The sequence below is a fragment of the Baaleninema simplex PCC 7105 genome, assembly GCF_000332355.1.
In the GTDB taxonomy this organism is placed as follows: Bacteria; Cyanobacteriota; Cyanobacteriia; order Cyanobacteriales; family Geitlerinemataceae; genus Baaleninema; species Baaleninema simplex.
The window spans coordinates 543,883-565,992 of the sequence record NZ_KB235958.1; the positions used below are offsets into that span (position 1 = coordinate 543,883).

The 22,110-nt window shown below is 51.6% G+C and carries 15 protein-coding genes and 1 pseudogene; 4 read left to right on the forward strand and 12 right to left on the reverse strand.

Going from position 1 to position 22,110, the window contains the following annotated elements; translation table 11 throughout:
* A pseudogene (locus tag GEI7105_RS39415) lies at positions 1 to 219 on the forward strand (IS4 family transposase); the annotation flags it as partial.
* 198 nt (positions 220 to 417) lie between these two features.
* On the opposite strand, the gene iscB reads toward GEI7105_RS39415, so the two are convergent.
* The 3 genes from iscB to hypA all read right to left on the reverse strand — a co-directional run bounded on the left by iscB (position 418) and on the right by hypA (position 3,358).
* A complete protein-coding gene (gene iscB, locus GEI7105_RS0104375) occupies positions 418 to 1,827 on the reverse strand; it encodes an RNA-guided endonuclease IscB (RefSeq protein ID WP_017659274.1) in 1,410 nt (469 codons plus the stop codon).
* Between the two features lie 366 nt (positions 1,828 to 2,193).
* Positions 2,194 to 2,961, reverse strand: a complete 768-nt coding sequence (gene hypB, locus GEI7105_RS0104380; RefSeq protein WP_017659275.1) for a hydrogenase nickel incorporation protein HypB — start codon at positions 2,959 to 2,961, stop codon at positions 2,194 to 2,196.
* Between the two features lie 55 nt (positions 2,962 to 3,016).
* On the reverse strand, positions 3,017 to 3,358 hold the full coding sequence (gene hypA, locus GEI7105_RS0104385) for a hydrogenase maturation nickel metallochaperone HypA (RefSeq protein ID WP_017659276.1): 342 nt from the start codon (positions 3,356 to 3,358) through the stop codon (positions 3,017 to 3,019).
* A 385-nt stretch (positions 3,359 to 3,743) separates the two neighbouring features.
* Between hypA and hypD the strand changes: the two genes are divergently transcribed.
* Positions 3,744 to 4,868, forward strand: coding sequence for a hydrogenase formation protein HypD (hypD, locus tag GEI7105_RS0104395; protein WP_017659278.1), 1,125 nt, complete (start codon positions 3,744 to 3,746; stop codon positions 4,866 to 4,868).
* 92 nt (positions 4,869 to 4,960) lie between these two features.
* On the opposite strand, the gene GEI7105_RS34390 is transcribed toward hypD, so the two are convergent.
* Positions 4,961 to 6,145: a leucine-rich repeat domain-containing protein gene (locus tag GEI7105_RS34390; protein ID WP_083862316.1), complete on the reverse strand. Its 1,185-nt coding sequence runs from the start codon at positions 6,143 to 6,145 to the stop codon at positions 4,961 to 4,963.
* 357 nt (positions 6,146 to 6,502) lie between these two features.
* A complete protein-coding gene (locus GEI7105_RS0104415) occupies positions 6,503 to 7,372 on the reverse strand; it encodes a DNA adenine methylase (protein ID WP_017659282.1) in 870 nt (289 codons plus the stop codon).
* Positions 7,373 to 7,598: 226 nt separating this feature from the next.
* On the opposite strand from GEI7105_RS0104415, the gene GEI7105_RS0104420 reads away from it, so the two are divergent.
* Positions 7,599 to 8,375, forward strand: a complete 777-nt coding sequence (locus GEI7105_RS0104420) for a ParA family protein (protein ID WP_245555368.1) — start codon at positions 7,599 to 7,601, stop codon at positions 8,373 to 8,375.
* A 24-nt stretch (positions 8,376 to 8,399) separates the two neighbouring features.
* On the opposite strand, the gene GEI7105_RS29005 is transcribed toward GEI7105_RS0104420, so the two are convergent.
* Positions 8,400 to 12,029: an AAA-like domain-containing protein gene (locus GEI7105_RS29005; protein WP_158413159.1), complete on the reverse strand. Its 3,630-nt coding sequence runs from the start codon at positions 12,027 to 12,029 to the stop codon at positions 8,400 to 8,402.
* Between the two features lie 99 nt (positions 12,030 to 12,128).
* Complete coding sequence (locus tag GEI7105_RS34395) at positions 12,129 to 14,201, reverse strand: AAA-like domain-containing protein (RefSeq protein ID WP_017659285.1); 2,073 nt, start codon at positions 14,199 to 14,201, stop codon at positions 12,129 to 12,131.
* 464 nt (positions 14,202 to 14,665) lie between these two features.
* On the opposite strand from GEI7105_RS34395, the gene GEI7105_RS29015 reads away from it, so the two are divergent.
* Positions 14,666 to 17,146 carry a bifunctional diguanylate cyclase/phosphodiesterase gene (locus GEI7105_RS29015; protein ID WP_158413160.1) on the forward strand — a complete coding sequence of 827 codons (2,481 nt, stop codon included), beginning with the start codon at positions 14,666 to 14,668 and terminating at the stop codon, positions 17,144 to 17,146.
* Between the two features lie 153 nt (positions 17,147 to 17,299).
* On the opposite strand, the gene GEI7105_RS0104445 is transcribed toward GEI7105_RS29015, so the two are convergent.
* The 5 genes from GEI7105_RS0104445 to GEI7105_RS39420 all read right to left on the reverse strand — a co-directional run.
* On the reverse strand, positions 17,300 to 18,979 hold the full coding sequence (locus GEI7105_RS0104445; RefSeq protein ID WP_017659288.1) for a GH3 auxin-responsive promoter family protein: 1,680 nt from the start codon (positions 18,977 to 18,979) through the stop codon (positions 17,300 to 17,302).
* Between the two features lie 77 nt (positions 18,980 to 19,056).
* A protein-coding gene (locus GEI7105_RS33110) for an IS5 family transposase (protein WP_202804385.1) occupies positions 19,057 to 19,844 on the reverse strand; the annotation gives its coding sequence in 2 pieces (ribosomal slippage) (positions 19,057 to 19,553 and positions 19,553 to 19,844; 789 coding nt in all).
* A gap of 297 nt (positions 19,845 to 20,141) precedes the next feature.
* Positions 20,142 to 20,432, reverse strand: a complete 291-nt coding sequence (locus tag GEI7105_RS0104455) for a DUF3082 domain-containing protein (protein ID WP_017659289.1) — start codon at positions 20,430 to 20,432, stop codon at positions 20,142 to 20,144.
* Positions 20,433 to 20,437: 5 nt separating this feature from the next.
* On the reverse strand, positions 20,438 to 21,742 hold the full coding sequence (locus tag GEI7105_RS0104460) for an RNA-guided endonuclease InsQ/TnpB family protein (RefSeq protein WP_017659290.1): 1,305 nt from the start codon (positions 21,740 to 21,742) through the stop codon (positions 20,438 to 20,440).
* Positions 21,743 to 21,748: 6 nt separating this feature from the next.
* The coding region (locus tag GEI7105_RS39420; RefSeq protein ID WP_218959057.1) for a hypothetical protein at positions 21,749 to 22,110 on the reverse strand (362 nt) is incomplete at its 5' end.

The following is a 22,110-nucleotide window of genomic DNA, read 5'->3' on the forward strand; positions in this document are numbered from 1 at the left end:
GAATCTCACGTCCAATCCTATTTAGGTCGTTCAGACCTGACCCCTCAAGGTTTTCCTCATCATAGTGTTTTTTCCCTCGGATTATCCGGTTATGCTTGGAGTCAATCCCTGCTGCTCTGGAGAGATTGGATGTTGGCGCTCATGGCGTTGAAGCCTCACAAATCTCTCCATTTTCAACGAGGGCTAGAGGCTCTATCCCTTGTGAGGCAGGGGGTCTAGCTATGTTGTCACCCTCTCAGCGCGGTAACATCCCATTGACCTGACTTCGACCAAATTTTTCAGCCGCGTCACGCACCCTACGGATTTTCTTCTTGGGGGGAATTTAAAAAACTGAAGATAAAGGGAGAAATCGCTTCAGACAGCAATACCAATATCCAGCTATAAGCGGGCAGGGACCCCGCGCTGTACCGCTCGCGGTCAGCGTCGGGAGGAATGCCCGCACGGATTGATGTTGTATTCATAGCCATCCTGTTTGTGAACGATCTGGATTTGCGTTTTAGCGGTTAAATCGATCTGTTTTTTTCCAAAAGGACGCAAGGCGGGCGGGCGTTTTTTTCGCACTCCGGCGATCGCCCCCGTCCACTGTCCGCGATATTTCCCGTTCGGCACGATCGCTCGCACGATATCGCCTGCCTGCAAACCGTTGACCTGCGCCTTCGTTTTCCTCACAGCACGGGGAAAACCGTAACGGTCGATGAGGGTGCGAAATCTCGTGCTGTGACCTTTGCTCGCGATCGCCATCGGGGTTTCAGTTGCTAAATGTAGCGATGGCGTCTTACCAACACAAGCGGCATCAAGCCAATGAGCTTTCGGAAACTCCAATCGGGTACGGTTGAACTTGGTCTGTCCGCCTGTTCCCACTTCGACGGGCAAACCCGTCTCTTTCAATCGCTGGTATAGCTTCCACCGGGTCGCATTTACCGCAGCCGCATTTTTCAATGGGGTTTTGGCTTGTCTCAAGATGCGCTCGAGAACGGACGGCTTACCCGACAGAAACTCTCGAACGTCGCGGTTGCCCTTGGATTGATTGCACGGACGGCACGACAGGGTGAGATTGGAGACGCGATCGCTTCCGCCTTTAGACTTGGGGACGATATGCTCGACTTCCAGAGGCACGTTCTCAGCTCTGCAATAGGCACACTTCCGTCCCCACTTTTCCAACAAGAACTCTCGCACTTCGTAGCCAAACAATTCGCCTTGTTGGTACTCAACCCCGCTGATTTCGGGGTTCTGAAGTTTCTGGGTGTCGAACCGCACGAGTTCTTGAGAGATCGATGCAATGGGGCAAAGTTTTCGCAAGCGGTTTACCCACGTCAACGTGGTTTCCACCCGATGGTTGAGTCCTCGACTCCGCTCGGACTCAACGCTGAGCGGAGCCGAAGCGTTGAGAGACGGTGGAAGCCAACCCTTCGGACGGGTGCGGTTGAGAAACCGAGGCTTGCGGTATCGCGTTTGGCGGTTGCGGCGACTCCGACGACAGGCGCGACGGGTTTCCAATTTCGCTTGAATGCGATCGCCTCGGTGTTGTAATTCCGCGCCCCACACGAGTTTGTCGCCATTGACGACAGCCAATCCGGTGGTTTGAGAACCGGGGTCTATCTTGAGTCCTCGACTCCGCTCGGACTCAACGCTGAGCGAAGTCGAAGCGTTGAGTTGGCTTTCGGGCGGCACGTCGCCCACAGCGCGATTTAAAACGATGGCGAACGGGTAGCGTCGGAAGACCGCCGCTTTTCCCTTGGCTAACAGTTCCCTAGCCCGTGCGGGGTGGCACGGTGCGAGGGGCTGTCGGTTCGTATCGAGTACGAAAACGTAGTTAGTTTTAGACATTTCTGTCTACTCCTATCGCTTAGGCGATGTAACGTTGGCCTCGGCAATGTTATCGAGGCTTGTGAGGTCGGTCGCACTGCCTTAACCCGAGTAGGGCTGTTTAACGACCGACGACAGAGCAACAAGCTGGCTAACTCGTCGGTGTCGTGACCTCGATAACGGAGTCCGTAAAGGACTTAGCCTGGTCAACTGTCGGGCTTTTTCAAGCCCGCACCGTACCCGTGCTTGGTCGGCGTCGGGTGGTTGACGTACTCCCGATATAGCCGTTCGTCACCGCCAGAACCGCTAACGCACACCAGAGTAAAAATGCAAGTCTCATCGCAAGGGAGAGGGGGAGAGAGGGAGAAACTCTCAACTCTCAACTCACTACAACATTGCTAATTCCGGCGTTTGGCTGACTTGGCGTTCGAGGTAGTCGTACCACGCTTCTAAACCTTCTCCGGTTCTCGCAGAAACTTCGAGGATTTGGGCTTGGGGGGCGACGCGACGGACGTTGTCGAGGGCGGTATCGCGATCGAATCCCACCACTTCGGCGATGTCGATTTTGTTCACCACCACCGCGTCGGCGGATTTGAACATCGTGGGATATTTCAGGGGTTTGTCTTCTCCTTCCGTCGTCGAAAGTAGGACGATGCGGCGGGTTTCTCCTAAGTCGTAAGCCGCTGGACAGACGAGGTTTCCCACGTTTTCGATAAAGAGCAGTTTGACGCCATCGAGGTTCAGTTTGGCGACGGCGTTCGCCACCATGTTCGCTTCGAGGTGACAGACGTTCTCGGTGACGATTTGCACCGCTTGCGCTCCACTTTTCCGCAGTCTTCGGGCGTCGTTGTCGGTTTCGAGATCGCCTACGATAACGGCTGTCGAAAGTCGCGATCCCAGTTCGGTTAACGTTCGTTCGAGAAGGGCGGTTTTACCAGAACCGGGGGAGGACAGCAGGTTGAAAACGGCTAAGTTTTTGGCGGTAAAAAAGCCGCGATTGCGTTCGGCGAGGCGATCGTTTTTCGATAAAATTGCTTCGTGAATTTCTAGGGTATGGGTGCGATCGCCTTCACTGTGATGGTGGTGATGTCCGTTGTGATGGTGGTGATGGTGATGGTGTTCGCGATCGTGAGACGACGAACGTTCGGCGTCCAATATTTTTACGTTTCCTGGGGTGACTGCACAGCCGCAATTTTCACACATAACTGATTTAGGAAACCTCCATCGACGACAGTTCGAGTTCTTTTCCGCTGATGACCTTCGAGGTAATTCGATGGCAGTTCGGACATTCAAAAACGATATCTTCGGGTTGAAAGTCCGTCTGACATTGGGGACAGTGACATCGGGCGGGAATTTTTTCGATTTCAAAGGTGGCGTTTTGGGCGATCGTCCCCTCGGACACTACGTCAAAGGCAAAGTTTAACGCCTCTGGCACGACGCCGGATAGAACGCCAACGCGCATTTTTAATCGATGAATTGTCGTCGCACCACTAGATTTGGCGCGATCGATCGCGATTTCTAGGGTACGCTCCATGATACCGACTTCGTGCATGAGATGTTTCGATCGAACAAACTAGCAGGAATGTTAACGAAACCCGATCGCATCTGAAGCCGTCACTCTCGCTTGAGTTGCCTTTTCGAGCGGACGAATCCGAGATCTTAAGTCAGATTCCTTCTGACTTATAGCCCGGCCGTCCTCCTCACTTCTACTATAAAAAACTTCGACAAGCCTTGTAAGAATTTTTATAAAAACTATATGTTTCGCACGAAATTTCTTGACTACCATAAAAATGCAGGAGTAGAGACTCATTTTTTTATTGAGAAAGACTTGCGGTAGTTGCCGAGCAGTTATCGCAGACCGCGTTACAGTTTGCAACAAAAATAGCCCTAACTTCACAACATCGATCGCTCGTAATTTTACAATTAGCAACAGTCCTATGAAATTTATCAGTGAGTACCGCGATCCGACTTTAGCCCAGCACTACGCCGATGCGATCGCCAATTTGGTGACACGACCCTGGACGATTATGGAGATTTGTGGAGGACAAACCCATTCCATCGTCAAATACGGGATCGATCGCCTGTTACCGGACACTGTAACCCTGGTTCACGGGCCGGGTTGTCCAGTGTGCGTTACCCCAATCGAACTCATCGATCGCGCGATCGCGATCGCCCGTCGCCCCGACGCCATCCTCTGTTCGTTTGGCGATATGTTGCGGGTTCCCGGTAGCGAAACCGATCTCCTCAGTGTCAAAGCCTTGGGGGGACAGGTGCAAATCGTCTATTCGCCCCTCGACATTCTCGAAATCGCCCGTCAAAACCCCGACAAAGAAGTGGTATTTTTCGCCGTGGGGTTTGAAACCACCGCCCCCGCAACGGCGATGGCGGTTTATCAAGCCGCCCAGCAGAACTTCACCAACGTCTCGTTACTGGTATCTCACGTCTTGGTTCCCCCGGCGATGGAAGCGATTCTGTCTTCGCCCAACTGTCGGGTTCAAGGGTTTTTAGCAGCGGGTCACGTTTGTACGGTGATGGGCTATACCGAATACGAACCCATCGTGGAAGAGTACGACATTCCCATCGTCGTGACGGGATTCGAGCCAGTAGACATTTTGCAGGGAATTTATATGTGTCTGCAACAACTCGAACGCGGCGAGGCGAAATTGGAAAACCAATACGCGCGATCGGTCTCTCGGGAGGGAAATCAACCCGCTCAACATTTAATTTCTCAGGTGTTTGAAGTGGTTCCCCGTCGTTGGCGGGGTTTGGGGGAAATTGCGCGAAGTGGTTTGGGTTTGAAAGCGGAATTCGCAGCCTTCGACGCCGATCGCAAGTTCGGTTTCGATACCCAGTCTGAAACCGTAGACGCCGACACCGAATGTATTAGCGGCGAGATTTTACAAGGGTTGAAAAAACCTCATGAATGTCCGGCGTTTGGGACTCGCTGCACGCCAGAACGTCCCCTCGGTGCGCCGATGGTATCCTCAGAAGGGGCTTGTGCGGCCTATTACCGCTGGCGTGGAGAAGTGGAAAAACCGGAAGTCGTTTCGTCTGGTGTTTAGATTTTTAGTGTTTAGATTTTCAAAATTCACCCAATTTCAACTAACTTGAAAAAAATATGGGTGCGTAAAAAAAGTAGCGAGCGATCGCCCTGTCAAGGAGAGTTCCACTGACAAATTGATTCGGGTCGAACTGGACAAATTTGAGAAAAAATTGGGTTGCGAGCGAGATCGAGCAATGTCAAATTGGATAGAACCGATAAAGAACTTGCATCTTCAACTTCATTTCCTTCGAGCCAAAGTTTTTCGAGATCGCTCAGAGCCGCGAGAGGCGTCACGTCCTCAATTTCATTGTTGCTGAGAGCTAGTGCTTCAAGATCGCTTAAAGAGGCTAGCGGAGTAACGTCTTCAATATCATTGTTATAGAGCCACAGTTCCCTTAGATTATTTAAAGAGGCTAAGGGAGTTACATTTTCAATTTCATTGTTATAAAGAAAAAGCCTTTCAAGATTTTCCAAAGAAACCAAAGGGGTAAGATCTTCAATGTCATTATGGTAGAGTCGAAGTTCTTTAAGACTGCTAAGCGATGCTAAAGGGGTAAGATCTTCAATATCATTTTGCGACAAGTCTAACGATACCAAATTTGTTAAATTTATCAAGGGAGTGACATCTTCGATATTATTTTCTGAGAGATTTAGCGATTCTAAATGAGTGAGAGAACCTACCAAGCTAAGATCGTCAATATTACTATTCCTTAGAGATAAAGACTCTAAATCTGTTAGAGAGGACAAAAAACTAATATCTTCAATATTGCTATTGCTCAAAGTTAAAGATTCTAAATTGGTCAAAGAAGCTAAAGGACTAATATCTTCAATATTAACATTGCTCAAAGTTAAAGATTTTAAATTAGTCAGAGAGACTAACGCTTCTAAGTTAGTCAAAGAAGCCAAAGGACTTACATTTCCGAGCGAAAAAGAGGTTAAAAAATTAGCATCAAAATTTGAATAATAAAGCGAAATACGTTCTAAATTGGTGAGAGAGGTTAAAGGAGCAAGATCTTCAATGGTAGACGACAATAACATAAGCGATCGACTACTCATTAAGCGTTCTTCTGCTAGCTTGCAATTCTGAGTTTGCGCTTCTTCTAATAACACTTCTACAGTATGTCTAGCATTTGGATAGAGTGTGTTTCTCTCTGCACACCAATCGCGGAAAGTCAAGCGATGTTTGGTCGATTGTGCTGTGACAGAGAGGGGTATACTTCCGATGAATAGCATACTGCATAGAATTAGAGAGACACCTCGAATCTCTAGAAGGTTTAAACGAGTGCGGTTTTTCATGATTGTTCTGATAGAAGTATGTCTTGTTATCTGTTATGTTGTCTGATGGGTTTAGTTTTAGGGGTATCTAATAAATTGTAACTGTTCAAGGGGGTCAACATCTCGCACAAATTCCTCTAAACGCTTGACACGTATAGGTTTCAGGCATTCTTCTCCATCGAGGCGAATGTCAGTACAGACCCCAAAAAGCAGTTCGATCCTCGCCTTAGTCGGAAACAGCAGCGTAGAAACCAGCCAGAAAATCAATTGCAGGCTGTTTTTTATTCTGATTTCACTCAAAGTCATGCTGGAAAATTTTCGAGATACCCCCTGAATAGTTACATCTAATAAATTTAAATTTTTGAGATGCACCCATTGCTACAAGTCTAACGTTAATTGTATAGAACGTTTGTTTTGGTTTAGCTTTTGTGTATTTTTTTGAGTTGAATAATTAGCGATAAACAGTTCCGCTCCTTTTTCGGCTTTTCCTTGTTGGTAATTATTCATTCCATACTGAAGCTGCCATTTATAAAGATTGGCAAATTCAAAATTTTGACGAATTTCTAAACAATCATCGTAGGTAATTAACCAATTGTGGGAACAGGCTTTTAAATCTTCTGCAAATCGCTGATGGTCGAAATTGGCGTGTAACGCACCTCGTTTTCCGTAGAGTCTGGATTTAGTGGCGGTAAAATAAGGCGGATCGAGAAAAATAAAAATATCTCGATCGGATTTTTGGAGAAGTTCGCTGTAATCTAAATTGGTAATTTCAACATTTTTCAAAACGCGATCGAGCTTCGCCAAACGATCGATCGCAGACTCTGTAAAACGTTCCTCGAAAGACTTTTGAGAATAGCCCCCCGCTTCAATGGTTCCGGAAAACGTAATGCGATTTAAGACGAAAAAGCGAACGGCGCGATCGCACTCCGATAAACTTTCGACCTCTGCGTTTGCAAGTTCCTCGAATAACTCTCGTCCGTCTCGACGATTGGCTTTGATGTCTCGAACCTTTTCGACTAATTCCGATAGCTTAGACTGTGCGACTTTCCAAAAATAGTAAACTTCTGGGTTGAGGTCGTTAATCCAAACGGGAATTTGAGGATACAAGCGTTTGAATTCTATAAATACCGAGCCACCTCCCACAAATGGCTCGCGAAATTCCTCAATTTGAGGGGGGAATTTTTCAAAAATGCGGCGGAGTGCGCGAGATTTTCCGCCAGGATAGCGTAAGGGACTGCGAAGGTTCATGGGGGAATTCACCACAGAGACACAGAGGACACAGAGGAAATAGCAAGACTCATTTTGTCAAGAGTTTGTTAGGTTTTTTAAAATAAAAGCAATGGAACCTCTAGAGAGGTCTGAAAAACGGGTTTTATTGTAACGAATTTGCAGGAGAGACCTGACGGAGACCGCGACCTGATATAGTGGATCGATAGAAAAATTTCGAGTCGTTCGTTCAAATTTGGGGTTGTCCGTGGCGATCGTTGCAATTGCCAGTCCGAAAGGTGGCGTCGGAAAAACCACGTCCGCGATCGCACTCGCGGGATTGCTGGCCGAAAAGCAATCTTGCTTGGCGGTCGATCTCGACCCGCAGGGAAACCTGACGATGGGGTTGGGAGTCGAACTCGAACCCGACCAAATCGGGAGTTACGACGTGATGACGCAGCAGCTTGAGGCGGAAGAACCCATCGTCGATACCGAGTGCGGCGTCGATCTCCTCCCCACCGACAGCACGCTGGCCGAAGCAGAAAAGGAAATTTCCGACGATCCCGGTCGCTTCTTCGTTCTCAAACGACAACTCGATCCCCTCAAAGCTAAGTATCGAACCATCCTCATCGACTGTCCCCCCAACATGGGACTGTTGACCCTCAACGCCCTGGCCGCCGCCGATGCGGTGTTGGTTCCGGTTCAGTGTCAGTTCTTCTCGCTGCGGGGACTCGATCGCCTCCTCGAAGAAATTTCGCAAATTCGCAGCCAGTACAACCTGCGGCTGCGTCTGTTGGGAGTTCTGCCGACGATGGCAGAAAATACCATCATCACGCGTAAGGTTCTCGCCGAACTCAAAAAACGTCACGAAAACGTCAGCGTGTTTTACCCCGTTCCCAAATCCGTGAAGTTCGCCGAAGCTACGTTTGTCGGAAAACCCATCCACCGCTACACGAAAAACGTGAAACTGGTGCAACCTTACGAACGGGTGATGCGAGCCATCGTGCCGCGATCGCAAAAAACCCCGAAAGAATATTTATTGTAGATTTTCAGCGATCGGCGAGACAAGTTATCGAGGGCGATCGCCGTCGCGGTTCGTACAGTCCTCTGACAAATGCCCTCGATCGGCGATTTCGTTACAGAGATGGTGGTCTGAGGGGTTTCGGTAACGTGAGTGTTCGGACAAATGCGATCGACCGACGACCTCGTCGCAGAGATGGCGATCGGCGTGGTTCAAGTGGGGAGAACGTTCCAAATAGTTTTGAAGGCGATGACATCCCACCGCGAGAACGCGATCGAAATCGATGGCTTCCTCTATATACCAAAGAACCGCCGTGCGATCGTCCGACGACGACACTAACTGAGTTCCGTCGGGAGAAAACGTCAACGCCAATACCGTACTGTCGTGTCGGAGTAACGTCGCCACTGGCGTTCCGTCCCACCGCCACAGCTTCACCACACCGTCGTCGCCTCCCGTAGCCAACAACTTACCGTCGGGACTGGTAGCGACCGTCCAAATCCCATCTTCGTGAGCGGCTTCGACGGCGTGCGCCAGCGTACCGTCTCGGTTCCAAACGAGGATTTTTCCATCATCCGAGACAGACGCTAACCATCGTCCGTCGGGATGCCACACCACATCGAAGACGATCGAGCGATGTCCCATCAAAACCCGTTGAAAGGTTCCGTCTCGCGACCAAACCCGCACCGTAGCATCGCCACCGCCAGCGGCGAGGAGTTCCCCGTCGGGAGACCAAGACGCGCCCCACACTCCCGCCCGGTGTCCCCACAAAGTTGCCAGAGCCTCTCCCGATCGCGTCCACAGACGAACCGTGCGATCGCTGCTGGTCGAGGCGAGCGTCCGACCGTCGGGAGAAAATTCGAGATCGCGCACGTCGGCTCGGTGGGCTTGCCAAGTGGCGATTTCCGTTCCCTCGGGGTCGAGCAGAACGATCTTGTTTCCCGTTTGAGCGGCGGCGATCGCCCGACCGTCTGGGGCGATCGCCACGCTACCGTAGAGCGGAAAATTACCCGTGAAGCGACGCACGGAACTCCCATCGACCGATTGCAGAGACAGGGCGCTCGGATTGAGCAAGGCAAAGGTTTGACCGTCGGGAAAAAAATCGCTTCCCGTGATGCTAGCTCCAGGCTCGACAAACTGACGCGACAGAGAGTTTGTGGGGCGAAAGACGCGAATTACATCGTTCCACGCCGCAGTCGCGAATTCTTCCCCATCGGGACTGAAGACGATATCCATCACGACGCCGCCGTATCCTTCAATCCGGTTGAGGAGCGTTCCGTCTTCAACCGACCAAAACTTGACGATCTTCGTGTTCGATCCCGACAACACCGTTCGTCCGTCGGGACTGAACGTCACCGCCCAAATGCTGGTACGATCGGCCGCGATGGTTTGAGTCAGCGTGCCGTCTCGGTTCCACAGGCGGAGCGTGCCATCGCTAAATCCGGCCGCGATCGCGCGTCCGTCGGGACTGAACGCCACAGATAACGCGGGAACCTCTGCCTGGACTAAGATCCGTTCTAAGGTTCCGTCTAACTGCCACAGGGCGACCGTTCCATCCGCGTTCGCAGTCGCGACCGTCCGTCCGTCGGGGCTGAACGCCGCTTCGCGCACGGTTCCCCCTTGTTCGATCGTCGTGAGGAGAGTGCCGTCCCGTTGCCAAATGCGAGCGGTGCGATCGAGACTGGCCGACACCAGTAAGGTACCGTCAGGGCTGAATTTGGCATTGTAAACCGGGGCTTCGTGTCCCGTGAGGGTACGCAATAGGGTTCCGTCGCGGCTCCAGAATTTAATGGTGGCGTCCCCACTGGCCGAGGCGATCGCCCGACTGTCGGGGCTAATGCTCACCCCGAGTACGGGGCCTTCGTGTTCGGTGAGACGGTACAAGAGCGCTCCGTCTCGTCGTTGGACGGTGACGCCCATGTCGTTGACGAAAGCAAGGAATTCGCCGTCTGGACTGTAGGCGACGCCGTTGTATCCGATGCTCGTTGCCAGATGGTTCGTTTCGATCGAGCCGTAGATGGCTTGACGGATCGCGATCTCGACCATTGCTGTCGTGTGGGGATCGGCAGGGCGATCGAGCTGTTGCAGTTGCTGTCGGGCCCGCAGGGCGTTGATTTGAGCGTCGAGCTGTTTGTCGAGGGTAAACAAGGCGTGGGAGTATCGCGTCAGTTGGCGGATCGCGCCGATGCGTTCGTTGTACTCGCTGTCGGAGACTTGGCGGTAGGCCGATAATAAGGCCAGACTCAAGATCGTCACGATACTCAACGCCGTGGTCAGAACGATGATAAAGATCTTTTGGCGTTGCGCGGTCTGCTGTTTGAGTTCGGATTGTTGGCGTTCGGCGATCAGTTTGGCTTCGATCGCCCGCGTTCGTTCGGCTTCGAGGGCTTGTTGGATTTCTCGGCGATCGACCGCATCGCTGGCGGCCAGAAACTGATAGTCGAGGCTGCTGAGGTTTTTGCCTTGACTCCAGGCTTTGGCGTCGGCCAGGGCGTTTCCCCGGAGCAGTCGCGACTCGTCTTGAAACCTCGATTTTTCCCAGGCTTTGAGAGCTTCGGCGTAGGGACGCAACCGTTGCAGTTGCTGTTCGACCCAGCGATTGTCGAAGACTTGGCGATAGATGGGGTTTTTAATCTCGAGCCGTCCGTTTTGCTTGGCGACGAGTCCCGACAGCAGCAGTTCGAGCTGTTCGCGGCTGTCGTCGCTGGGGATCTCTGCGCCCTCGAGGAGTGTTTGATACAGTCCTAGCAAGCGCCCGGCGCGGTTTTCGTCGTACAACAGGCGATCGCGCACCGTTCGCAGGTGGGGCGGTTCGTCCTGGGTATCCCAACGATCGATCAGGTGCGATCGCACTAATTTATCGATCCAATCGGTTTCGTTATAGGGACACAGACAAAGCAGTTCGGCTTCGCGGACGGCAAGTTGACAGAGTTTTTGGGTTAAAAAGGGTTGGCCGTTCGTCCACGTGAGAATTTGTTGAAAAACGGTATCGGGGCGCTCGAACCAACCGCTCAACCCCTCTATTAGAGGTCGCCCTCTTTCTAAGTCCAGCGGTTGTAAGTCGATGGCGGTACCGATGTTAAAAGGGGTGCGGGTGCGATCGCCGACCAGGTCGGACGGGGCGGCCACGCCGAAAATTGCGAAGTGCAACCGTCGGTATTGGGGATCGATCGCCTGCTGGTTGTAGCAAAACCGAATCCAGGCGAACAGGTCGTCTGTGGAAAAGTCCAGGCTGAGAACGCTGTCGATTTCGTCGAAAAAAATTGCGACGTGCCGATCTTGAAAGTGAGGCAGCAGCAGGTCTTCGACGAACTGGCTCAGACAGTGGAGCGGTGCGAGATCTCGGACTGTCTCCCACCACTGTTTCAGGTTGAAGCAACCGAACAGTCCCAATCCCCGCACTAACTCGACGATAATGCTTTTGTACCACTGTCTCGGCATTAGGTTGGCGCTGCCAATGCGAGTCATGTCGAGACTGGTGCAATGAAAGCCGTCTTGTTGTAAGCGCGATCGCGTTTGCACGAGTAGGGAAGATTTGCCCACCTGACGGCAGTTGAGGACGTAGCAAAACTCTCCCCGATGTAGGGCGCGGTACAACTGGCGGTCGGCATCCCGCTCGACGTAGGTGGCGGCGTCGCTTCCGAGGCTACCGCCGACGTGATAGCTTGTTTGAACTTTCACGACCGACATACTAAAAAAAGGTTGCGTTTTGCTTGTAGATATGGTAAAGAGGCGATCGCAAGAGTTGAGGTGGAACGACCCCCCCCAATTGCATCGCGCTTACGGTGCCGAGCTGGAGTTTGAGGCGGCGGGATCGGAGTGGGGATCGGTGCCGTTGCCTGTGTTGTGGCGAGCCGCCGTCTCCTGTGCGCTCCAGCCAGCGCGATGGGTCGGACTGAGTGTCACGCGATCGCACCCGTTTCGTTTCGACTCGTACAGAGCGGCTTCGGCAGCTTCCCGCAGATCTTCAGGTTCGCTCTGTTCGTCGGGAACGATGCTCGCTGCACCGACGCTCACCGTTATCGTCCCCAGACCCGAGTTAGAGCGATCGCCCCGCTGAATGCGTAACATCCGAATTTCCTGACAAATTTCGCGAGCGATCTGTACGGCGGCGATCGCGTCGGTATCGCTCAGCAGCACCACGAACTCTTCGCCCCCGTAGCGGGCAACGACGCGCTCGTGCATCCAGTCCCCGGTGACGCCGACGATCCCCAACGCCACCTGCTTCAAACAAAGGTCTCCCAGGACAGAGCCGTAGGTGTCGTTATAGGCTTTAAAACTATCGATGTCGCACGAGAGAATCGCCAAGGGGCGACTGTCAGCACGGCACTCTTGCCAAGCATCGTCTAATCGCAAGTCAAAATAACGTCGGTTGGGAATCTGCGTGAGTTCGTCGATGTAACACAGTTGTTGGAGGGTTCGATCTTCTCGTTCTAAGGCGATAGGGCGATCGCCGACCGACAACCCGTTAAACGGGCTGTCGAGTTGGGTCGGATCGCTGCGTTCGGAGTTGACCGACAGCAACGAATTTTCGTAAATTCTCAACCGTTCTTGAAAATAGTATCGGTATAGCTGACAGCTCAGCACGACGGCGTTTCCCTGAAGCTTGACCAATCCCAAACTATCGAGTTTGTACGCCAACACGGGTTCGAGTTCGACGCCGTCGGGCGATCGCCCGACGAGCGCTAAAGCTTTCAGTAGCATCGGCTGCGCTTGGAGGATCTGCCACAGTTCCTGAAGGTAGTTGCGGTAAATCCCGCCGAAGGTGGGGGCTTCGACTAAAAGGCGATCGAGATCTTTTTTACCTTGGCGTAAGTGGTACAGAGCCAGAGACACCAGATAGGGATGGCCGCCGACAGTTTCGACGAGCTGGCAGGCGGGGAGATCGTCGTGCCAGGTCAGTCCGTACCGCCGCGCCAGTTCGCAGACGCGCTCGAGATTAAAAGGCGGTAAGACGATGGGCAGTCCCACGTTAAACGGAGATTGGTTGATGTCGAGGGGAACGTAAACCTCTGTCGAGTGAACCACCACCAAGCGCAGTTTTTGCCAGGTTTCGACCTGCTTGGCTTCTTCGTGCCACGATCGCAGCATCGGTAGGAACTCGCGGGCAACCTCGGGAAACTCGAACAGGCGGTTGACTTCCTGCAATGCCAAGACTAAAGGGCGATCGAGGGCTTCGAGAACGCCGTGCTGCACGTACAGCGTACAGCTGACTTTCGAGCCAATATCGTCGTCCCAAATATCGTTGAGAGGGGTGGACAACCCCAACTGTTGCTTCAAGTTGGCGCAAAACCAGCGCAGCAGTTTGTTTAAATCGCTCAACACTTCGGTTTCGGCCCGTTGGAAATCCAGCGTGACGGTGGCGTATCCCAACTCTCGGCCGCTGTGGAGAAGCCGCAGCAGCAACGAACTTTTTCCCATGCGACGACTGCCCCGAATGCGAATCGCACAGCCCGGTTTGTGGAGTTCGAGTTGGGTGAGCGTTTCGATGGGAGGACGTTCGACGTACAGGGGCGACTGTAACGGAAGTGGAGCGCCGGGATATTCGGGGGACGGTCGCTCGGCTTCGCGATCGCTCAATTCGTCGAGCAATAACCGTTCTTGAGAGGTCAGCGATCGCGGTTCGAGAATCGCGCGAAAATTGGCTTTAGAAATCGATTCGTCGAAAACTTCTGAGAGAATTCGCCATAATTGAGAGGCAACGTTTCGCAAGTAGTGAGCGTCGTATCCTAGATCGGCTTCCATGCGGGTATACGTTGCACCTTGCCACGCTTGACGCAATACGCTTTCCTGCACGGGAGCCATCGTTTCGCCAATGGCACGAACGAGTTCGACGATCTCGTCAATAGTCATGTGAAAGACAATAAAGGCAATGAATAGGTCAAAACAGTTCGGGAACAGTCGATCGGGATAGCGATCGGGACGAGTCAGGGGACGAACGGACTGGAGGATATAACGGGTTTAAAAATACGCCGTATACTAGATTGGGTCGATTTTTTGGGAGATCGATCGAGGATCTAAGACTATTGTAACGAGTGGTTGTAAGGCTACTGGTTGATTCAACCTTCAAAATGGCGCGTTTTTAAGATTTTTTACAACATTGTTATTTTTTGTCACTTTACACGCTCGGTAAGGTTTGTTGTATGGGGAACAGTTTGCAGTTCAAAAAAGTGTTTTTTGTGCGAGATCGCCGTCGTTTGAAGTTCTATGACGACCGATCTTCTTGCTACCCTCCCCAGCGAGAATCATTGCCTATAATCGATCGCACAACTTTTCAATCGGGGATTCCCAAGTTCTGAATGTTGGGAATAGAGGACATGCCAGCAAAGACCAATGCAATCGTCCGCCAGCTTCGAGCAGCGGTCGATCGCTTTGAAAACGCATTGGGAGAGTTAACCGAGGCGATCGCTTGGACGAACGACACCGGACGAGTCCAGTGGTGCAACCGAGGATTCGCCAAACTCCTCGGTCGTTCTCGCTCCGACCTTTACCAAATCGATATTGTCGAGTTGTTTCCAGTTGAAAGCGATTGCGATCGCAATGGTTCGACCCCACATCCATTTCATCTAGCCCTGACCAGCGACAGTTACACCACGCAAATTTATCACAGCCAAAATCGAGACGGTCGCCCGCGCGTCCTCGAACTGTTTTATAACGCTGTATCGGTCGATCCGTCCGAGCCTCACGTGTTGTTAGTGGCTCGCGAACGCACGGAAACCCAAGACCGTACCGACAGTTCGAGTCTCTACCAACTCTTAGCCGACCATTCTACCGATTGGATTTCTCGACAGACCCTCGACGGCATATTTCTCTACACCTCACCAGCCGGTCAGCGACTGCTCGGTTACGCTCCCGATCGGACCATCGGTCGCTCGGCCTTCGAGCTGTACCATCCCAAAGAGATCGAACGACTCCGTCAGATTTACCGAGAGGTGGTTCGCCGTCCCGAAACTCCCATCTCTCTAGCCCACCGCATCCGCCATAAAAACGAGTATTACCTATGGTTCGAGACGACGTTTAACGCCGTGCGATCGCCCCAGGGAAACGTTACTCAGGAAATCGTCGCCGTCTCCCGCGACGTGACCGATCGCCTGTCCTACCAAACCACGCTCCAACGCAACGAAAAACGCTTTCGCGCCCTGATCGAAAACGTCACGGACGCCATTTTCATTCTCGACGCCCAAGGAATGTTGCGTTACGCCAGTCCCTCAGCCGAAAAACTCCTCGGCTACACCAGCGAGAAGTATTTGGGTCAGTCACCGTTGCAATTCCTCGAGAAAATTGAAATTCCCAAGGTTCGCCGGGCCTTTTACAAAGCTAGACGCTTCCCCGGACAGTGCGAAGTTCTGCGAGAGTTCCGCATTCGCCACGCCGACGGAACCTCTCTCGTCTTCGAGGCCGCCATTACCAACCTACTCTCAGAACCGGCTCTCGAAGGAATCGTCGTAAACTGTCACAACATCACCGAACGCAAAAAGGCAGAAGTCCAGCTACGCTACGACGCCCTCCACGATGCCTTAACGGGACTTCCCAACCGAACCTTGTTCATGGAACGCTTGTCTCAAGCGATCGCTTATAAAAAACGCCAACCGAACTACAGCTTCGCAGTCTTGTATCTCGACCTCGATCGCTTTAAGTCCATCAACGACAGTTTGGGACATCTCGCGGGCGATCGCCTCCTCGTCGAAGTGGCCAAACGCCTCAAATCCCTCGTTCGTCAAGGTGATACTGTGGCGCGGCTGAGTGGCGACGAATTCGCCATCTTACTGCAAGATATGAGTGCCGATGCCAACGCCCAACTGCTGGCCGATCGCTTACAAAACTCGCTCCAAAATCCCCTCGAACTCGAATATCAGGAAATCTTTGTCACCGCCAGCATCGGCATCGTTTTAGTCGATACCCTCTATCAAACCCCCTCCGACGTGCTGCGAGACGCCGATACGGCCATGTATCGCGCCAAACAGCTCGGAAAAGCCCGTCAAGAAATCTTCGACAGCACCATGTCGAGAAACAACCTCAAACAACTTCGCTTGGGGGTCGATTTGCGTCACGCCCTCGATCGCAAGGAGTTAGAGCTGTTTTACCAACCGATCGTCTCGCTGATGTCGGGACGCATCAGTGGTTTCGAGGTGCTATTGCGCTGGAATCACGATGAATTCGGTCGCGTCTCCCCCGACGAGTTTATCCCCATCGCCGAAGAAACGGGGGCGATCGTTCCCTTGGGGTGGTGGGTTCTCTCTCAAGCCTGCCATCAGATGAAACGCTGGCGCAAACAGTTTACCAACCGAGAGTTAACGGTATGCGTGAACCTGTCGGGACGCCAGTTTTCTCAACCTTCGATCGTCGAACGCGTCGAACAAGCGTTGAAGCTCACCCATCTCGATCCCTGTTTCCTGAAGTTGGAAATTACCGAAACCACCATCGTCGAAAACGAAGCCACGGTGTTAGATACGTTACAACGACTCAAAAAAATGGGCGTTCAGTTGAGTATCGACGATTTTGGAACGGGCTATTCGTCCCTCTCCCGCCTGCGAAGTTTCCCCATCGACACCCTGAAAATCGATAAGTCCTTCGTTCAAACGATGGAGCGCGATCGCGGGAATCTAGCAATTACCAAGTCCATCGTCATGCTCGCGGAAACCCTCAACATCTCTACAGTCGCCGAAGGCGTCGAAATTCCCGAACACCTCAACCAACTCCGACAGCTCGGCTGTGAATACGCTCAAGGCTATCTTTTCTCCCGTCCCGTCAACGCCGAACAAGCCAGCGAGGTAATTTGTGAGAATCCGACATGGTAACGGGGGTGAGGAGATGGGGAGATGATTGGATGATACGGAATCCAGGTTTGAAAACCCTGTTTTGCAGTCCTCGCTGTAAAGTCTCTGTACGCAAAGACTTACATCGATTTTGAGCGATCGTTTTAAGAGGGGTTATGGTGTGCGGATTCCGTATCAACCCTCAATTATCTCCACTTCTTCCAACAGCGGTAAATCTGAGAGAAACTGACGGTCTTCGCTGATATGAGGGAATTTCAACTGAGAGTCGGGAATCCCTTTTTCCACTTGACGCTGACGCAAAATGTCGTAACTTCCCGATTTCAAAATTCGCAAACGCGGCGGCGGAATATCGCTTTTGCGAGAAATTTGATAGTGCGTATTTTCTTCGCTGAGTCGCTCGTCAAAGCGGCGTAAAAATACTTCGGGATTTTTCAGAGTTTTTCCTTCAGCTACTTCGATATTCACTAGATATCGCGCGGGAAAATCGTTTTCAGATAACGTCAAACAAAAATCTTCGAGTCGCACGCCAAACTCTTCTTGTAAACTATCCATAACGCGAGTGGCGTGGTCTTCAGTGGTTTTCTCAGTCGTCGCAGAAATCAAACCACCAGCGCGGTGTTTGAAGACGATGAGCGGGGCTTGGTTGTAAAATCCGACGACTTCAACGACATCGCCGATGTCGTATCGGAAAAAGCCGCCGTAACTACTCAGAAGAATGCGATAGCGTTTTCCGGCTTCAACTTCCGTCGGAAGCAGGGTTTCGGGTTGTTCGACGTGCCATCTATCTTCGGGGATAAACTCGAAAAAGCCGGTTTCGAGCGATAAAATACTGCCGTCGGTGTCTACATCGGGATAGATACTAAAGGTTCCTTCTGCGGAGGAAAACACCGCTCCGAAAATTGGTGTCTCGCCGAAGTATTCGGGAAAACGGCGAAAGTAGAAATCTGACGTTCCCCCCCGCGCCGCTGCGACAAATAGAGACTCGGACCAAACGGATTTCGGTGTAAGGCGTCCTTCGGTTTGGAGGATGTGGCGCAGTTCGGCGGCGCGATCGCCGTCCGCCTCCCACATGGATTCGAGTTGTTTTCGGATGTCGGGTTCGAGGTTTAGCCAATCGGCGATCGTACCGTTTTCGATATCCCTCACCATCTCTTCTCCGTAGCGATCGAGATAGTTACAGATGCGTAAAATCAACATCGGAAAATTCGCAACGATTCCCCGAGTGCTGCGATCGCGCAACGCAAATAAAATTGCCACGTAATGACGCGCCACGCTATCGGCTGGACGCAATGTCTCGAACGGGCTAGAAAAGATAGTATTATAAAGCCGTTTGTCCATCCGCATTACACCGACGCTAGCCGGTCCGAACTCGATTCCTCCCTCGGTTCGTCCCCAAATTAACGCCGAGTTGGTCAGCAAAATCTTACCGAATTTCAGTCCTCGGCGCTGTAAGCCCCGCGTCAAAAAGCCGAGGCTAGTCAGGTTTGCCCGACGCAATACACTTTGAGATTTCCGACTCGTGGGAATCAATTTTTTCTTACCTGTCGAGCCGCTCGTCAAGGTAAGATAAACCACCGGATCGGGTAATAAAACGTTCGGTTCTCCTTTTGCCACGCGATCGATGTAAGGTTCGTAACTTTGGTACGGCAGGATCGGCATTTTTTTCCGAAAGTCCGCAACGGTTTTCATCTCTCGAAATCCGTAATCTTTGCCGAATTCTGTATCTCGATACTGTCGTAAAAGTTCGAGTAAAAACCGTTCTTGAACTCGAGTTAAATTTCGAGTTTTTTGAACGAACCGCTCTCGCGTAAACCCTGTCACCCAATTAAGTAAAGACAACGCAAAGTCGGACATTATCTGAAAATTTTAAATTTAATGTAATTTTTGTTGAAAGATTATATCATGGGTAGAAGGTATCTATAAAGAAAAAATTAAGAGGTGAGGCGTTTGAGCATCAGAGCTGTCATGGCTTGATATACAAAGCACTCACTCATCTGAGGAAGACGCTCGTAATCCTTACTCAAACGTCGGTGCTTTCCTAACCAAGCTAAGGTGCGTTCGACGACCCAGCGTCTTGGCAAAACGACAAAACCCGGTTCAGTCCGTTCGACGACCTCCAACTCCAAGTCACAGCCTTGAGCGACTCGCTGTAACCTCTCACCACGATAGCCTTGGTCAGCCCAGACCTGCCCCAGAGTTGGCTCACACCAGGTACTCTCCGTCAGCAGCATTCGGGCCGAGGTGGAATCGGCGAGATTCGCGGCATGAGCGAAGACTACAATTATCAATCCCAGGGTATCTACCAGGATGTGTCGCTTGCGGCCGTTGACTTTCTTTCCGCCGTCGTACCCTCGGTCTGTACCCCCCACGTCTGTCGTTTTGACCGATTGACTGTCAATGATGCCAGCGCTGGCTTTTGCCCCTCGCTGTTTTTTTTTCGCAGCGCCTCTCTCAAGTGGTCGTGGATATACTGCCACACCCCTTTCTTCTCCCATTTACGCCAATATCCATAGACGGTTTTTGCGGGGGGGAAGTCATGGGGCAAGTATTCCCAGGCACAGCCCGTTCGACACACGTATCGGATGCCGTTGTAGACTGCCCTCATATCCACGGTTCTTTTTCTGCCTCGACCTGATTCTGACTTAGCTCGAGGCAGAAGGGGTTCCACGATTTTCCATTCGGCGTCACTCACGTCGCTGGGATATCCTTGTCGAGTCATGGCTCTGTCTAACTGGCTTCTTCTCTTTTATCCTTCCTCTCTTCCCTCTTCCTTCCCTCTCTTTATCTTTTCTTCACAGATATCCTCTACATCTCAAAACTGTAAATTTATCAAATCGGAGTCTCTGGACTGAATCGATCTGTTGTTGGGTTTTGCGATCGCTCCACCCAGGGACGGCAGCGTTGCCGAAGTCCAACCTACCTCAAACTCAGATTTTCACAAAAGTGAGATGCACCCCATATCATTCAATCGAATCGAAAACATCAAAATATACTGAAGACTCTCCGACCTCAAACTTCACTCAGGCGGCGACGTATTTCCAAAAACCTTTTGAATCAGAGTTTGTAACCCAAACAGCAACAATCCCAACGCCGAAAACGCAAAAATAAACGTTGCTAAAGCACTCAACCCCATAACTAAGGTTCGCACCGCAGAAGCAATATTTAACGCCGTAGTGTTGTCCGTGTGAAGGGGCTTATCGGCAAAAGTCTGCACGATAGAGTTGGTCAACCGATACAGCAACAGTGCGATGGTTGCCGAAATCAGCGACCCGCTAAAACTCCTTAAAATTTTGGTCGTATCGTCCATGATTTTTAGATGATTGACACTCCCCAGCTATCACGGCGTGGGGATTCTTCTCTCAACGATTCGACTTGCTCTGACAGGTTTGCACCAGCCAAAGTAGCGGTCAAATCTCCAGAAGCGTTCACCTCGACTGCGCTCGGTGAGCGAAGCCGAACCGAAGTTCCGGTATGCCCTACCGTACTCAAGGCAGCGTTCAGGATGTTGCGTGCGGCGTTATGGTCTCTGTCTAACTCACAACCACACTGACAAACATGGGTTCTCGTCGAAAGAGATTTTTGAACGATCGCACCGCAGTTCGAGCATTTTTGAGAGGTATAGGCAGGATTCACCGCCACGGTAATCTTGCCGAACTTCACCCCAAAATACTCCAACCACTTCCTGAACTGATACCAACCCGCATCGTGAATCGACTTGGCGAGACAGTGGTTTCTCACTAGATTCTTAATCCTCTCTCTTGGTGCGCGTTCCCTAGCGCCGTGCGACGGCGCGGGGTCGCACCGCAAGTCTTCGTAGGCCACCAGATCGTTAGATCGGATTACGCAACGCGCCAGTCTCTTGGCGTGTTCTTCACGTTGCCGACTTATTTTGAGGTGTACTCGCCCGAGTTGATTGACGGCTTTTTTTCGGTTGGCAGAGCCTTTCTGTTTTTTGCTCACCCTTCGGTGAGCGCGTTTCAGCTTTTTCTCAGCGTTTCGGTAAAACCTCGGGTTCGGTTCGCATTCTCCGTTTGAATCGGTGTAGAACTCTTTGAGTCCGACATCCAACCCCACGGTATTTCCTGACGGTTCGAGTGTTTCTCGAACCTCGACACTAACGCAGAACTGTGCGTAGTAACCGTCAGCCCTGCGAACCAGTCGAACCCGTTTGATTTGTTCTGTACTGTAAAACGCCAAATCCCAAGTTCCAACCAGTTTTAGTCGTCCTATATTTTTCTTATCCGTAAAGACAATATGCTTGGGGTCGAGTAACTTCCAACCTGAAGTTTTATACTCAACGGAACGACTGTTTTTCTTGAACTTGGGATATCCTTTGTGTCCAGGAACAGACTTGCGACAGTTCTCGAAAAAACGAGAAATTGCCGACCAAGCGCGTTCGGCTGAGGCTTGACGAGCCGTGCTGTTGAGTTCTCGGGCAAAGCCATACTCTCGAGCCAGGACTCGACAGTATTTGTTGAGGTCGTATTTGTTAACACCTCGGTTATCTATCCAATAGCGCAGTGCCTTGTTGCGAACGAACTGTGCGGTTCGGATCGCTTCGTCAATCGCTGCGTATTGGTGGGGTTTACCTTTGACTTTGAACTCGAGAACAAGCATTGTCGTTTAGCTTGATTGTCCTGAATACTCTAGCACAAAAAACAGGATTGCCAAAAGCCGCCCTAGAAGGCTTGCCCTGCTCGCACTGCTTGCACTGCTTGCACTGAGCTTGTCGAAGTGAGCTTGTCGAAGTGAGCTTGTCGAAGTGAGCCAAGTCGAAGGCTTGCCCTGAGCTAAGTCGAAGGCTTGCCCTGAGCCAAGTCGAAGGGGGCGGGGTTTTAGACCCAAATTTTTTGATAACAATCGATCGCCCGAAAAACGAGATGAGGTGGTGCGGAGATAAGGTGTATCTTCTTCCTTGTCCCCTTTGACAGTCAACAGTGAGCAGTGAACCGCGAACAGTGGAGACACTTGACAGGTAATAGTTT